Genomic DNA, 14,475 nt, shown 5'->3' with positions numbered 1-14,475 from the left:
GACCTCCGGTACCGGCTCATCGCAGCTCCGTCCGCGCGCGGTCGAGGTACCACAGGACGTAGGCGTAGACGGCCAGCCAGGCACGCGGGGTGGCGAGTGCCCGCTCGTACTTCAGCCAGCCGGCGAGGGCGTTGGCCGCACCGATGTACAACCTGGCGCGGAGCACCGGCGGTCCGTCGTCCGGACCGAGCCCCGCGACCAGACGGTCCTCCAGTCGCTCCAGAACGTCGTCCACGGTGAACGGCGTCGTCAGCCCGGAGAGGTCGAGCACACCGTCCGGCACCGCCGGCAGCTCCGGCAGCAGGACCTCGGACGTGCCGTCGGCGATGGCCTGGAGCAGACCGCTCATCGGCAGCGCGCTGTGCAGCAGGGTGGCGAAGTCGTAGCTGGGGTCCCCGAACCCGATGTCCGGCCGGTCCCGGCCGTCCCAGACCGTACGCGGGTCGACGAACACCGGCGAACCGTCGGTGCGGCGCAGCATGTTCTTCAGATGCACATCACCGTGGACGAGACAGCCGGAGCCGGGCAGCAACGAGGGCGCGACCTCGTCCAGCCAGTGCGTCAGCTCCGTGTAGCCGGGCAGCCGGGCCCCGGTCGGAAGAATCACGTCCGCACCGAGCACCGCCGCCGGCTGCCATCCCGGGAAGAAGGCCCGGAACGTGTCGACGAAGCCGTCGTGGTCCCGTACGGCGTGGAAGCGCTCGCGCAGGAGGTAGTCGGAGACGGTGGGCCGCCGCTGTCTCGTCGTCGCCGCGTAGAGGTCGCCCAGGAGCCGGAGGTGTGGTTCGAGCGTCTCCACGGTGTCCTCGGCGAGGACGAACTTGGCCGGGTCGCCGAAGACGACGTCGTCCAGGGTGAGCGGTTCGACCTGCTCCATCAGGGACGTCGCCTGCTCGCCCTCGTGGTGCACGCCGTGCAGCGCGGGGAACAGCGGGGCGTCTCCCCGGGCCGTGAGCAGGGTGTTGACCTCGGAGACGAAGGCGGTCTCCGCGTCGATCACCTCGCGGGGGCCCACCTTGGCCACCAGCGGGGTGCCCGCCTCGAAGGCCACGATGCCCAGGGAGTCGGCGCCGTTCGCGTAGGTGGCCGTCACCCCGGCCGACGCGGTGGCGGGGTCGGCCCCGGCGGCCTCGGCCCAGTCGCGCAGCCGGTCGGCGGTCAGGAGGTCGATGACCGCATGGGTGTGGGCCACGCTGTCGGTGATGTCCGTGACCACGAGACCGTCGCGCGGTCCGCCGAGCACCATGGTCCAGCGCAGCAGGAACCGGCCCTCCGGGAGGTCGGTGTGCGGCACCGCCGCGGCGTCGTCCTCGGTGAACCGGGCGATGACGCGGCTGAGTTCGCCCAGATGGGCGTGGTTCTCCGGAGGTTCGGTGCTCGCCGAGGCCACGGTGATGCCCAGCCGGGACAGCCCGGCCGAGGCGTTCGACAGCAGCAGCATCTGGCTGGTGCAGCCGGAGAGCTGACGGTGTCGTTCGCCGACTCCGTGACCGGGATAGGCGAACACCACGGCCACCGCGCCCTTCGGCAGCGGTGTGCCGTGCCGCTCGAACACCGCCTGGACGGTGGCGCGTTCCTCGTCGGACATGGTCCGGGTGACACCGTGCAGTCCGGTGTCCGTCGTGGTCGGGATGCTCATGTGTCGGTGCTCCTAACGAGACTCGACGGACTCGTTCTCGGTGATGGACTGGACGATTTCGGCGGCCCGCATGGGCATCAGGGAGAGCAGCACCTCGCTGAACCCGTGCGTGGCCTCCGCGTAACCCTGCAGGAAGATCCTGGGCTTGAAGTCCTCGACGGCCTCGATGGCGTAGTCACGCCGGATCGCGTACCGCTCCGGGGTCTCCATGCGCAGGTGCGCGTCGACCTCGGCGAGCGCGGGGATCGGCATCGGGTAGCGGTATCCGGTGGCCAGGACGACGGCGTCGGACTCGACCTGGCTGGTCGCGCCGCTGTCGAGGTGGAAGTACCCGGCCACCGCGCGGTCGGTCTCCGAGCGGGCCCCGACCAGTTCGGTGAACCGGTGCAGGGTGAGCGAATCGGCCCCGGAGACCTGGTCCTCGTAGTACTCGCGGTAGATCTGCGGAAGGACGTCGTAGCTCACACCGGTGTGGGCGGCCAGACCGTAGTCGTCGATTATCTTCTGCCGGAACCCGCTGTCCTGACGGTAGAACCAGTCGGGGAACTCGGGCAGGAACAGTTCGTTGACGAAGTGGGTGTCGTCCTCGGGGCGCATGGCGAAACCGCGGATGTTCGTGGTGATCCGCGCGTTGGGATAGGTCCGGCGCAGATGCATGAACACATCGGCGGAGGTCTGGCCGGAGCCGACGATGTTGAAGTGATGGGGCGCGGAGTGGTCCTCGTACGAGAGGGCCAGGCGCTCCCGGGTCTCGGAGGCGTGGAACACCCGCTCACCGAGCTCGGCCCCGTCGGGGACGTACGGGGTGCCGCCGGGCGCGATCAGCAGATTGCGGGTGAGCAGCGAGCGGGTCTCCCCGGTGCTCCGGTCCCGTGCGACCACCCGCAGCAGCTCCGTACCGCCGCCCTCGGCCGGTACGGCGCTGACGCCGAGGACCTCGGTGTTCCACCGGACCTGCTTGTCGAACTGCGCGGCGGCCCAGGCGTAGTAGTCGTTGAACTCCACACGGGTCGGGTAGAAGGTGCGCAGGTTGATGAACTTCCCCAGCCGGTCCCGGTCCTGCTCGGCGAGGTAGTTCAGGAAGGTGTAGCGGCTGCGTGGATTGCGCATGGTGATGAGGTCCTTCGTGAAGGACACCTGCATCTCCGCCCCGGGGAACATGAGTCCCGGGTGCCAGGCGAAGCCGGGCTTGCGGTCGAGGAACACCGCGTCGAGCGGTTGACCACACTCCTCCAGGGCGATGGCCACGGCCAGGTTCGAGGGGCCGAAACCGATGCCGACAACGTCGTGGATTTCCAGTTCGCCGGAGAGCACGAAGGTCTCTTTCCTGTAGTGCTGATCATGTGGTGTGGGGGAAGTGCGGGCGGGCCGGACGGTCAGCCGCGCCGGCAGAGGGCGCGCAGCCGCTCCTCGACCTGTTCCTCGTCGGCGCCTTCCACCAGGACGTGGGCCTTGCCGTCCACCGCGTCGACGGGGTCGCGCCGCCGTTCGGCCTCGTCCGCGGCGGAGAAGCCGACCAGCCAGTCCGGCCGGTCCGCGGGAGCACACGGCTCCGGGCCGCCGGTCCACAGCAGCCAGCCGGTGCGTGCGGCCCCGCCGGCCGGCTCCTGCGGTGTCCACAGCCCCGCGGCCAGCAGGCAGGCGGCCCGGGACAGATCGATCCCGTAGGTGTGCCGGACAGCGTTCTTGATCAACGCCCCGCCGGTCCGGCAGGCCACCTCGCCCGCGAAGAACGTGCCCGAGCCGTCCTCCAGGAACTCCATGTGCAGCACATGCACACCGTGGCCCCCGGGGAGACCGGCGACGAACCGCTCGGCGGTGTCGACGAGCAGCTTCGCGCGGGGCGAGTCCGCGTCGAGCATGACCGAGCCCAGATTGTGCGTGCGGAACCGGTGCGGCGGGCTGAGGTAGCGCGAGGGCGAGACCAGGAGCACCGAGCCGCCGTCGACGAGTACGTCCACGTGGTGGACCGTGCTCTCGATGTACTGCTCGGCCATCAGGGCGCCGCTGTGCAGGGCGGTGAGCAGGCCGGGGTCGTCGAGGCAGGCCTGCCGGACCGCCCGCGCGTCGGGCAGGACCCGCACTCCGGCGGATCCCGCGCCGTCGCGGGGCTTGACGACGACGGTGCCGAGTTCCTCCTGCGCCGCGTGCAGGTCCGCGGAGCAGCGCACCTCGCGGTACGGCACCGCGGGCACGGGCAGCCCGTCGAACAGCTGCTTCATGGCGACCTTGTCGCGGAACCGCAGCGCCAGGGCCGAGTCCGGTCCGGGAATCCCGAAGAGGCTCCGCGCTTCGGCGGCGCGCAGCACGTCGTCCTCCGAGTTCACGAAGATCCGGTCGGGCCGGTCGGCTTCGCACAGCCGGAACAACTCGGCGGTCGTGGCCCGCGCTTCGTAGTCGTCCACCGTCACCCGGCGGACCCCCGGGGCGAGGTCCTCGGTGCGGCGTTCGCTGTCGGCCGAGGTGAGCACGGTGATCCGGGCCTCGGGGGAGGCCTCCCGGAGCCAGTGGTCGTACTCCGCGGTCGAGTGGGGGCGTTGCATGATCAGGATGTGGATGTCGGTGCTCCTTCTGCCGTGGCGAGGCGATGGTCGAGTCGGGCGATGGGCAGGGGCAGCAGGAGGACCGCGCCGAGCAGCACCGCGGCGAGCGTGACCCATCCGGCGCCGCCCCAGCCGAGGACGACGATGGTGATCAGGGGCGGGCCGAGCACGTCCTGGGCACTGTTGCCGAGCGCGAAGATCGAGAGGTACTCGGCCTTGCGGTGCTCCGGCGCGTAGGCGTACGACAGCTCCCAGGCGCCGACCGACTGCCAGAGCTCCCCGGCGGTCAGCAGCAGCGTCGCGACCACGAGCGTGGCGCAGGCGAACAGGGTGCCCAGCGGGGCCGCGGCGACGGCGAACATCGCGCAGGAGGCGATCAGCGCGAAGCCGGCCAGACGCATCGCGCGAAGGCCCCCGCCCGGCCGCTCGGCCCCCTTGGCGAGGGGGACCTGGAAGACGACCGCCAACACGGTGTTCAGCACCACCAGGACCGGTACCAGGGCCGTCGGCGCGTCCGTCTCCCGGACGGTCCACAGCGGGAGCGCGACGGCCAGGACGGACATGTGCACCGCGAGTACGCAATTCACCGCACTGAGACCGAGATAGCGCCCATCGGTGAATCCGCGCAGAAAGCTCAGACCGCCCCGGCGCACGGGCGGCGGCGCCGTCGACACCTTCAGCCGGGCGAGCAGCAGCGCGGCGCACACGAAGGACGCGGCGTCGACGAGAATGATCGTCCGGTACGCCAGGGCCGATCCGTCGGCCATCAGCGGAGCGGTGAGCAGGGCGCCGAGGGAGAACCCGATATTGCGGACCGAGCGCATGGTGGCCATGGCACGCGTGCGGTCCTTGCTCGGCACCGCCACCGACACGACCGCCTGGCTCGCCGGCGAGACCGCACGCTCGACCAGCCCCAGCAGGGCCGACACCACGAAGAAGGCGACCGGCCCGTGGACGAAGGCGAGCGCCGCGAACCACAGGGCGCGCCACAGCTGATACGCGATCAGCATCCGCTTGGCACCCCACCGGTCGGCGAGCACCCCCAGCGGCACCGTCGCCAGGAAGGCGGTCAGCCCGGTCACGGCCAGCCCGAGGCCCACCTGCGCGTCGCTCAGGCCGACCACGCGGATGAAGAAGATCGTGGACCCGGCCAGGTAGAAACCGGTACCGACGGAGTCGAACAGCGCGACCAGGGCGAACGCCCGACCGGCCGACGACTCCGGGACGTAGCTCCGCAGAAGCCGGGAGATCATGAGGTGCGGACGTCGATCAGCCCGGCCGCGGCGGCCGCGTTCCGGGCGGCGTGCGCGCCGTCCTCACCGGTGGCCAGCACATGGCCGATGCGGTCCCAGGAACTCGCCAGCTCCTGGACCGACGCGCCCGGCTCCACGGCGAGTTCGACCTCGTGCACGCCGTCCGCGGCCCGGCTCTCCGCCAGCCCCGTGACAGCGCGCACCACACCCGGGCGTGCGGACAGGAAGCGAATGGCCGCGCCCCGGAGTCCGGGACCGCGCTCGGGCCGCTCGCCCGTTCTCAGTACGGAGAGCAGATCGGCCACGATGCGGCCGCCGTAGGCGAGGTCGATCAGCAGATCGATGCTGTCGCCCGGCAGCCTGCCCGCGCACTCGACGAGATGCGGTCGCACCCCGTCGACCAGGATCCACTCGGCGTGCAGGACGCCGGAACCGAACCCGCTCGACTCGATCAGCACCCGCATCAGACGGGACAGTTCCTCGGCCACACCCGGAGGAAGCGACGCGGGCACGACATGACCGAGCTCCACGGGGGACGGCCCCGGGTGCAGCAGCTTCTCGGTGACGTTCACGAACAGCGGCTCGCCGCGGTCGACCAGGCACTCGACGCTGACCTCCGGCCCGAACAGCCTTTCCTCGACCAGGAATCGGCCGGGCTCCGCACGGGGAGCGCGCATCTTCGGTTCGTCGGCCTCCGTCGTCGCCTTCCAGGCGAGCGCCACGTCGTCGTCGGCGTCGAGCAGCCGAACTCCCAGACTGGCCTGGAGGTTGGCCGGTTTCAGTACACATCGGCCGCCGTGCCCGGACCGGAACGCGAGGACCTCCTCCGCGCTGTTCGCCGACCGCCAGCCGGGCTGCGGCAGCCCGGCGGCGTCCGCGTGGGCGCGCAGGGCGATCTTGTCGCGCAGAACCGCCGCGGCCCGCCCGCCCGCACCGGGCAGCCCCCAGGCCTCCGACAACGTTGCCGCCGCGACCACGCCGTACTCGGTCGCCGGAACGACGGCGAGCACATGCTCGGGCCGGGGGAGTGCGCGCAGCAGCCCGGCGGGGTCCTGCTCGTTCTGGACCGGTGCGTGGACGACCTCGGCAACACACGCATGGCGAGCGGCTCTTCGGTGTACGTCACGGGCTGCCGCGACATACGGATCCTCCACCACGAGCACGGACCGTGCCGGCAGCAGATCATCGATGTCCGAAATCAGTCCCTTGCTGAATCCGCACAGGACGTGAGTGATGTCCACGCAGTACTTCCCCCCGGAGCAACAGCGAACGCTGAGCGAAGCTCTTGACGTGCCGGTCGCCGCGAGTTCAGTCTGCGTTCACCTTCAGGACACGTCGAATTCACCCTAGCGATCAACCTCTGGTCGTGAAAGCGAAATGCTCGCAAAGTTGTTCGGTGCCGCGGCCGACTCCCGGTGCGGGGCACCTGGGGCGCGCGCGTCTTCGGCCCGTCCGCCGTCGAGCGCTCCCGCTCGTGCAACGATGCCGGTATGAATCGACTGGCCGACTCGCAGTCGCCCTACCTGCTCCAGCACGCCTCCAACCCGGTGGACTGGTGGCCATGGGGGGAAGCGGCGATGACAGAAGCCGAGCGGCGCAATGTGCCGGTCTTCCTCAGCGTGGGCTACAGCTCGTGCCACTGGTGCCAGTGAACTTACACAACCAGGTAGTCCTGCCCTGGGGTGTTGCCAGAAGGTAGCCGCATGGACACCTACGATGAGCAGCTGAACGCAAGCATCGATGCTTGGGTGGAGGCCGAGCTGGCCGCCTCACCCGAATGGGGGCCAGAGAAGTACGCCACCATCCGCCAGCTCCTGGAGGACAGCGCACCCGCTGTCGCTGCCGAGTAGTAGCGGCACGGAGCCGTAGACCGCGGTCCACGCTCCAGTGCAGTGGGCGCGGACCGACCGGCCCGCGCGCACGGTACTACTCGGGCTGTGGCACTTTTCATGGTCGCCACTGAGCGAGCCCGGAGTGGTCCAGCCGGGGTCGGGCTTCCCGCAGAGCTGGTCAGTCCGACCGGCATCGCCCCACCACGCGCAGGCCGTCGCACTGCCTGGCTTGAGAGTAACCGCCTCTTTGTGCTGAAAAAGACGACGCTGTGCTACGTCTGGCCGGTAGCCTTCCCAAGCTAACTGCCGCTGTGGAGAGGATGGTTGCCATCAAGGAGACGGTGCTCAAGGAGCTGACCTTCGGTGCCCGGGTGGCGGAGGAGGAGGCCAGCGAGCTGGCCTCGTACTTTGTGGAGACCGAGCAGTGGAACCAGGTCTGGCAGGACGAGGTCGACATCGTCTACGGGCCGAAGGGCTCGGGTAAGAGCGCGATCTACGCCACTCTCACAGCCCGTGAGTCGCAGCTGTTTGACCGAAACATCCTGATCAGCCCTGCGGAGTCACCTCAGGGCTCGCCTGCATTCGCCACGCTCGATGCCAATACCCTTATCGATGAGGATCAATTCGTCGGGCTATGGAAGCTTTACTTCTTGGCGGTGATCGCTGACACCTTTGCGGATTACGACTTGCGCAGCCCTGCGGCCAAGTCGGTAGTTCGGACGCTAACAGATGCCGGGATGGTGCCGGGGCGCGACGTGTCGCTCCGACGGAAGCTAGCTAACGCTGCAGCTTATGTGCGCAGGATGTTCAGCGAAATTGAGCCCAGCCTCTCGGTAGCCGGGGTCGTAGACGTCGGCACCCGCATTCGGTTCACCGAACCGGACGACGTGCAGCGTTCCAATGGGGCGGTTCACGTCGACGACCTACTTGACACCGCGGGAGAGGCGCTAGAGGACGAGGGGCTGAAGCTGTGGTTGCTACTAGACCGGCTGGACGTGGCATTCGCTGGCAAGCCGAATCTGGAGCAGCAGGCACTGCGAGCCCTATTCAAAGTCTACCTAGACATTGGAAGCATTGATCGAATCCGGCTGAAGATCTTCCTGCGCAGTGATATTTGGAAAGCAATTACCGCTGGTGGGTTTCGCGAGGCCAGTCACATTACGCGGGAGCTGACGCTGAGCTGGGGAAGGGCAGCATTGCTGCAGCTGGTCACGCAGCGCATGGTTCGCAACAAAGCGCTGCGTGACTTCTACAGTGTGCCGTACGAGGGCATCGCCTCGGTCGCCGGGCAGGAGGATCTATTCCAAAAGGTGTACCCCGAACAGGTTGAAAATGGTCCGAACAAGCCGAAGACATTCGACTGGTGCCTGACTCGGACCAGTGACGGCACCAAGCGCACCGCGCCCCGGGAGCTCATTCACTTGCTCACCGAGGCTCGGGGCGTCCAGCTGCGGCGTCAGGAAGTAGGCGAGGACGAGCCAGCCGGGGAGGCCCTGTTTGACGGTAGCTCCCTCAAAGGCGCACTGCCAGCGGTCTCCGAGACTCGGCTGAATAAGACACTTTACGCCGAGCACCCGGATCTCAAGCAGTACATGTTGGCGCTGGAGGGCCACAAGACCAATCACGGCGTACAAAGTCTCGCTGCGATCTGGGAGCTGCCGCCGGACGAGGCGAAGACGGCTGCTCTCCGCTTGGTAGACATCGGCTTTTTCGAAAAGCGTGCGCAGATGCAGTTCTGGGTACCCTTTCTCTACCGGCCAGCCCTAAATCTGGTGCAAGGAAGCGCCGAGGGTATCAATAGCTCCGGTGATACCCCGCCCGCGCTCACAGGGGAAGACTCTCCCGCAACAGACATTAGGGGATCGCAACGCCCCTAATTCATGGGCGTGACCGGTCTGACTTCGCGACCTTGGGAAGTCCAGGCTCGGAACAATGAGCTCCTTCGAGCTAGCCACCGATCGGGTGGTCGAGCGCGAGGACTCCAGGGTGGGTGCGCCGAGGGCGATCAGCTGCGGGGCGGCTGGGGCCGAGCAGCAGCCGCCGGACTGGGCGGTGTCGGCCTCATAAAGAGGTCGGCTTCGCCGGACAGGCCGGTCCGGGGAGGTTGAGTTCGAGGCGGGCGGCGGCGACGGAGTGGACCTGTTCGTAACCGGTCATGGCGAGGAAGGTCGGGGCGCGACCGACCCGGGCACTGAGACGGCCGACCGCATCCCTGAGCCGTCCTGTTGACCAACAGGCTCTACCGCGCCCGAGAATGAGAGCCGCTGGCCGACATCCACAACGGCTTCCGCAAATTTGTCCTCAACTGACTGCACGCACAAGGGAATGAACATGGACGTGAACGAGCCGCGCGAGCTGATTTGCGGAAGCCGCAGCTGGCCGTAGAGACCGTCCGGATGGTCTGGCGACCCCAGCGGCATCTCAGTGGTCTCACGCGGCTGACCCGCTACTGGTCCGGTCGCCACAACATGAGTCCCGGTCCAGCAGCACGAGGTAGGCCCTGCCTGGACTCGTGGCACGCGAGGTCGCGGGAGAGTGTCAGAGCAGGGGCGTACCGTTCTCTTACGGCGCAGGGTTCCCTGCCCTGCAAGCGACTTGGCGTCCCGCGAGGTTCAGTTGACGACAAAGAAGAGCGGCTACAAGCGGAAGTCCTTGCCCCAGCCGGTCAGGTTCGAGGTCTGGGTCCGCAGCGGGGGCCGATGCGCGATATGCAACCGTTACCTTCTCGATGGGGCCTTGGCCAACAAGACCATCCGTCTCGGCGAGCTCGCCCACATCGTCGGCCAGCAGAACACAGCGGGCTCTCCCCGGGGGCAGAACGATCTCATCGATGGTGATACCGCAGACAACGTGATGCTGGTCTGCGCCGACGAGCACGACGAGATCGACGCGCCGGAGAACCTCGACGTCTTCAGCGTCGAGAAACTGCTCGCTCTCAAGCACGCCCACGAAGACCGGATCAAGCACGTCACCGGGATTGCACCAGACCGTACAACCACTGTGCTCCGGATGATCGGTCAGGTCCGGGGGCAGCAAGTCGAACTGACCCGACAGACAGCCTCGTCCGCCGTCCTCATCTCGGGCGACCGCGTCCCTCTCTTCTTGGAGTCCTACTCCCGCCATGGAATTGAGATCGAGCTCCGCCATGTACTGGGCGAAGCCACGATCGACCTCCGCGACGTCCCCGGGGAGGACGGGACCAACGGCGCGTACTACAGCCAGGCGAAGGCCGTGATCGACAACGTGGTCGACAGCAAGCTCAACGAGGGCATCTCCCGCGACCAGGTGGTGACACCTTCCGCATCCCCTCAGTGATCCTGACCGCCTTGCTCGGCGAACGGGTCCAGGTCTACGACACGGGCAACCGCTACAGTGGCGTGCCCACCACTCTGGTCCACCTCATCGAGGACCTCGCCGCGTGGCTGGCCCTCAACCCGCTAATGCCCGTGATCGCCGACCCGAGTTGCCCACAGACCAGCTTTAACCACTGCTGGGACCAGGACCGGTACGCCAATTTCGCCAAGCACATTCAGTCGTATGCGACCCGGATGCGTACGGCCCTGGATGAACAGGACAAGGACAAGAGCGTCAAGCTCTGGCAGGAGCTCTTCGGCGACGGGTTCAGGGCACGCGCCACGGCGTCGGCCTCCCTCGCCGAGGCCGGGCGGCCGACCTCGAGGGAAGGGGTCACCCGGGCGCCATCGGAGAGGTTCATCGAGGAGATGGGCTTGCAGTGGGCGGGTGGACGCTGGGCCCGGATCGAGGCCCGTGTCGCGAACCCCATGGGCACCGGGTCGGTGGACCTGCGCCGGAGCGGCTTTGCCCCCGTAGGCCGGGACCTCTACTTCACGGTGACTACCGATGCCCCGCAGCCGTACGAGATCTGGTGGAAGGTCCGCAACCACGGACCGGACGCCGAGAGCGCCCACGGACTGCGTGGTCAGATCACGCCCGGGCGTGGACCACGGATCCATGAGCGCACCATGTATCGAGGTCGGCACTACGTGGAGGTGTGGATCGTCAAGGCGTCGCCAGCGATCACCACGACGTAGTGATCCGCTGACGACGCCATCAGGGTGACGGGCATGAAGCGGGGGCGGCTCACCATGCGGCTCGGCCCCGGCGAGAACGTGCAGGTCGGCATCTGGTTGAAGCTCTGCACCCCCCGGACCGCCTACGACGGGTCCAGGCCGAGCTGGGGGCCGCCGCCCAGAGGCCCCGGTGGCGGACAGGTCTTAGTCCACAGGACGTCGGAGGCGTCGAGGGTGCGGGCGATTCCTTGTTGCTTACAGGGCCCCAAGGTCGGCCGTGACGGAGAACGGGGCGGTTGCTTTCACGGTGCCGGTGAAGATCTCGCCGTCCCGGTAGGACTTGTTGGCGGGGTCGAGGACGTAGGTGTAGACGATCGGGACGCCAGTGGCGGCCTGCTCGATGCGCCAGTAAAAGGGGATGCCGGCCTTGGCGTACTGGTCCACCTTCACGATCCGGTCTGTGGTTTCTGACCCTGGGGACACGACCTCGACGACCAGGAGGACGTGCTCCGGGCGGGTGGGCGTGAGGTCGATGGTCTCCGCCCGGTACACGGTGACGTCCGGACGACGATTGGTGAGCGGAACGTCCTGCAAGCGGACGTCGAAGTCCGTGTCGGCGTTCCAGTCTGGGCCCGCAGCGGCGTCAAGGGCATTGGCCAGGATGCGGGCCAGCCGGTTGTGGCGCTTGGAGGCGCTCGGGCTCACGACGACCATCCCGTCCACGATCTCGATGCCTGCGCACTGCTCCTCGGACCAGGAGTCGTACTGTTCCGCGCTGATCTGCGTGTGCATCCACGCGGGCGCCACCATCTCGGCGGTCATGGAGTACCTCCTTCGAGGATGCGGTGCTGCTCGACTCAGCGTACTGCCCGCTTCCAGTCGGACACCGGCTTTGGGCCGGGGCAGAGCCTCCAGCGTCCGCAGGGTGACCGGGGCGCAAAAGGGGCGATCCGCATTCACTACGTGATGGCGCATGAGTGCAAATCGGCCAAGTGGGGCGGGGGCTCGCGGGCTGAACCGGTAGGGCCGTGTCGGCGTGAGAGGCTGGGCCGTATGAACCGGTTGGCTGGTGTGACCTCGCCGTATCTGCTTCAACATGCTGACAATCCGGTCGACTGGTGGCCGTGGGGACCCGACGCGTTCGAGGAAGCAAAACGGCGTGATGTACCCGTTCTGCTGTCGGTCGGCTACTCCGCGTGTCACTGGTGCCACGTCATGGCGCACGAGTCCTTCGAGGACGAAGCCGTGGCCGCCTACATGAACGAGCACTTCGTCAACGTCAAGGTGGACCGCGAGGAGCGGCCCGATGTGGACGCGGTCTACATGGAGGCCGTGCAGGCCGCCACCGGGCAGGGCGGCTGGCCCATGTCCGTGTTCATGACGCCGGGCGGGGAGCCGTTCTACTTCGGTACGTACTTCCCGCCCGAGCCCCGCCACGGCATGCCGTCCTTCCGGCAGGTGCTCGAAGGCGTCTCGGCCGCCTGGACCGGGCGTCGCGAGGAGGTCACCGAGGTCGCCGGGCGCATCGTCCACGACCTCACCCAGCGCACCCTCGCACACGGCGGGGAGGGCCTGCCCGACGAGTCGGAGCAGGCGCAGGCGCTGCTCGGGCTCACCCGCGACTACGACGACAAGCACGGCGGGTTCGGCGGGGCGCCCAAGTTCCCGCCGTCCATGACCATCGAGTTCCTGCTGCGCCACTACGCCCGCACCGGGGCGGAGGGCGCCCTCCAGATGGCCGCCGACACCTGCGCGGCGATGGCCCGGGGCGGGATGTACGACCAGCTCGGCGGGGGCTTCGCCCGGTACTCGGTCGACCGGGAGTGGGTGGTGCCCCACTTCGAGAAGATGCTCTACGACAACGCGCTGCTCTGCCGGGTGTACGCGCACCTGTGGCGGGCCACCGGCTCGGAGTGGGCCCGCCGGGTCGCCCTGGAGACCGCCGACTTCATGGTGCGCGAACTGCGCACCACCGAGGGCGGGTTCGCCTCCGCGCTCGACGCGGACAGCGAGGACGGCGAGGGGCGGCACGTCGAGGGCGCGTACTACGTCTGGACGCCCGAGCAGCTGCGGGAGGTCCTCGGCGAGGAGGACGCCGCCTTCGCCGCGGAGCGCTTCGGGGTGACGCGGGAGGGCACGTTCGAGGAGGGCTCCTCGGTCCTGCGGCTGCCGCACGCGGACGCCGGGGCGGACGCGGACCGGGTCGCCCGGGTGCGGGCCCGGCTGCTGGCCGCCCGCGAGCTGCGCCCGCGCCCCGGCCGGGACGACAAGGTGGTCGCCGCCTGGAACGGCCTGGCGATCGCCGCGCTCGCCGAGACGGGGGCGTACTTCGACCGGCCCGACCTCGTCGAGCGCGCCACCGAGGCCGCCGATCTGCTGGTACGGGTGCACATGGGTGCCGTCGCCCGGCTGGACCGTACGTCCAAGGGCGGGCGGCCGGGCGGGCACGCCGGGGTCCTGGAGGACTACGGCGACGTGGCCGAGGGCTTCCTCGCCCTGGCCTCGGTCACCGGCGAGGGCGTCTGGCTGGAGTTCGCCGGCTTCCTCCTCGACATCGTGCTCCAGCACTTCACCGCCGAGGGCGGCGGGTTCTACGACACGGCGGACGACGCCGAGCGGCTCATCCGCCGCCCGCAGGACCCCACCGACAACGCGACCCCGGCGGGCTGGACGGCAGCGGCCGGGGCGCTGCTCTCGTACGCCGCGCACACCGGCTCCGAGGCCCACCGCACCGCCGGGGAGGCGGCGCTGGGCGTGGTGAAGGCGCTCGGGCCCCGGGCCCCCCGGTTCACCGGCTGGGGCCTGGCCGTCGCGGAGGCCCTGCTGGACGGGCCGCGTGAGGTCGCGGTCGCCGGACCGGTCGGCGGCGAGCTGCACCGGACGGCCCTGCTGGGCACGGCGCCGGGCGCGGTGGTGGCGGTGGGGGAGACCGGCGGGGCGGAGTTCCCGCTGCTGGCGGACCGGCCGATGGTGGGCGGGGTGCCGACGGCGTACGTCTGCCGGCACTTCGTGTGCGACGCGCCGACGACGGACGCGGGGGAGCTGGCGCGGAGCCTCGGGGGGCGGTGAGGCCCGGCGGCTGGCGCGGTGAGGGGGCCGATGGGCCACCGGAGGGTGTGAGGTCCGACGGGCGGCTGGGGCGGTGAGGCCCGGCGGACCGCCGGGGGCCGCCGCGCC

At 69.0% G+C, this 14,475-nt stretch carries 11 protein-coding genes and 2 pseudogenes; 6 read left to right on the top strand and 7 right to left on the bottom strand.

Going from position 1 to position 14,475, the window contains the following annotated elements; all coding sequences use genetic code 11:
* Window positions 1-16: 16 nt before the first annotated feature.
* The 5 genes from GA0115234_RS36640 to GA0115234_RS36625 all read right to left on the bottom strand — a co-directional run bounded on the left by GA0115234_RS36640 (window position 17) and on the right by GA0115234_RS36625 (window position 6,676).
* A complete protein-coding gene (locus GA0115234_RS36640) occupies window positions 17-1,639 on the bottom strand; it encodes a phosphotransferase (protein WP_093550323.1) in 1,623 nt (540 codons plus the stop codon).
* Between the two features lie 12 nt (window positions 1,640-1,651).
* Complete coding sequence (locus GA0115234_RS36635; protein ID WP_161275728.1) at window positions 1,652-2,953, bottom strand: lysine N(6)-hydroxylase/L-ornithine N(5)-oxygenase family protein; 1,302 nt, start codon at window positions 2,951-2,953, stop codon at window positions 1,652-1,654.
* 62 nt (window positions 2,954-3,015) lie between these two features.
* Window positions 3,016-4,182 (bottom strand): ATP-grasp domain-containing protein, encoded by a 1,167-nt coding sequence (locus GA0115234_RS41625; protein ID WP_161275727.1) that lies wholly within the window; start codon window positions 4,180-4,182, stop codon window positions 3,016-3,018.
* A 2-nt stretch (window positions 4,183-4,184) separates the two neighbouring features.
* Entirely contained in the window at window positions 4,185-5,435 is a 1,251-nt protein-coding gene (locus GA0115234_RS36630; RefSeq protein ID WP_093550321.1) for an MFS transporter, read from the bottom strand.
* Entirely contained in the window at window positions 5,432-6,676 is a 1,245-nt protein-coding gene (locus GA0115234_RS36625) for an ATP-grasp domain-containing protein (protein WP_256088898.1), read from the bottom strand. The genes GA0115234_RS36630 and GA0115234_RS36625 overlap by 4 nt, the downstream gene beginning before the upstream one ends.
* A gap of 249 nt (window positions 6,677-6,925) precedes the next feature.
* Between GA0115234_RS36625 and GA0115234_RS36620 the strand changes: the two are divergent.
* The 3 genes and pseudogenes from GA0115234_RS36620 to GA0115234_RS41620 all read left to right on the top strand — a co-directional run.
* Window positions 6,926-7,081 (top strand): annotated as a pseudogene (locus GA0115234_RS36620) (DUF255 domain-containing protein); the annotation flags it as partial.
* Window positions 7,082-7,138: 57 nt separating this feature from the next.
* Entirely contained in the window at window positions 7,139-7,285 is a 147-nt protein-coding gene (locus tag GA0115234_RS42660) for a hypothetical protein (RefSeq protein WP_176729375.1), read from the top strand.
* A 302-nt stretch (window positions 7,286-7,587) separates the two neighbouring features.
* Window positions 7,588-9,144 (top strand): P-loop ATPase, Sll1717 family, encoded by a 1,557-nt coding sequence (locus GA0115234_RS41620; protein ID WP_107405835.1) that lies wholly within the window; start codon window positions 7,588-7,590, stop codon window positions 9,142-9,144.
* Between the two features lie 108 nt (window positions 9,145-9,252).
* On the opposite strand, the pseudogene GA0115234_RS44535 reads toward GA0115234_RS41620, so the two are convergent.
* Window positions 9,253-9,448, bottom strand: a pseudogene (locus GA0115234_RS44535) (flavoprotein); the annotation flags it as partial.
* A gap of 555 nt (window positions 9,449-10,003) precedes the next feature.
* Between GA0115234_RS44535 and GA0115234_RS36610 the strand changes: the two are divergent.
* Together GA0115234_RS36610 and GA0115234_RS36605 are read left to right on the top strand one after the other, a co-directional pair.
* Window positions 10,004-10,582: a hypothetical protein gene (locus GA0115234_RS36610; protein ID WP_176729374.1), complete on the top strand. Its 579-nt coding sequence runs from the start codon at window positions 10,004-10,006 to the stop codon at window positions 10,580-10,582.
* Window positions 10,579-11,319 (top strand): nucleotide-binding domain-containing protein, encoded by a 741-nt coding sequence (locus tag GA0115234_RS36605; protein ID WP_093550319.1) that lies wholly within the window; start codon window positions 10,579-10,581, stop codon window positions 11,317-11,319. Before GA0115234_RS36610 ends, GA0115234_RS36605 begins: the two co-directional genes overlap by 4 nt.
* Window positions 11,320-11,553: 234 nt before the next feature.
* On the opposite strand, the gene GA0115234_RS36600 is transcribed toward GA0115234_RS36605, so the two are convergent.
* The gene (locus GA0115234_RS36600; protein ID WP_093550317.1) at window positions 11,554-12,120 is read right to left on the bottom strand and encodes a Uma2 family endonuclease; all 567 of its coding nucleotides are present in this window, start codon (window positions 12,118-12,120) and stop codon (window positions 11,554-11,556) included.
* 231 nt (window positions 12,121-12,351) lie between these two features.
* Here GA0115234_RS36600 and GA0115234_RS36595 point away from each other — a divergent pair, with 231 nt between their 5' ends.
* Window positions 12,352-14,367 (top strand): thioredoxin domain-containing protein, encoded by a 2,016-nt coding sequence (locus tag GA0115234_RS36595; protein ID WP_093550315.1) that lies wholly within the window; start codon window positions 12,352-12,354, stop codon window positions 14,365-14,367.
* The last annotated feature ends 108 nt before the right edge of the window (window positions 14,368-14,475 follow it).

Source organism: Streptomyces sp. DvalAA-43 (genome assembly GCF_900091725.1).
GTDB classification, from domain to species: Bacteria; Actinomycetota; Actinomycetes; order Streptomycetales; family Streptomycetaceae; genus Streptomyces; species Streptomyces pulveraceus.
The sequence above is the reverse complement of the archived record's forward strand: the minus strand, read 5'-3'. Positions and strand labels throughout refer to the sequence as shown.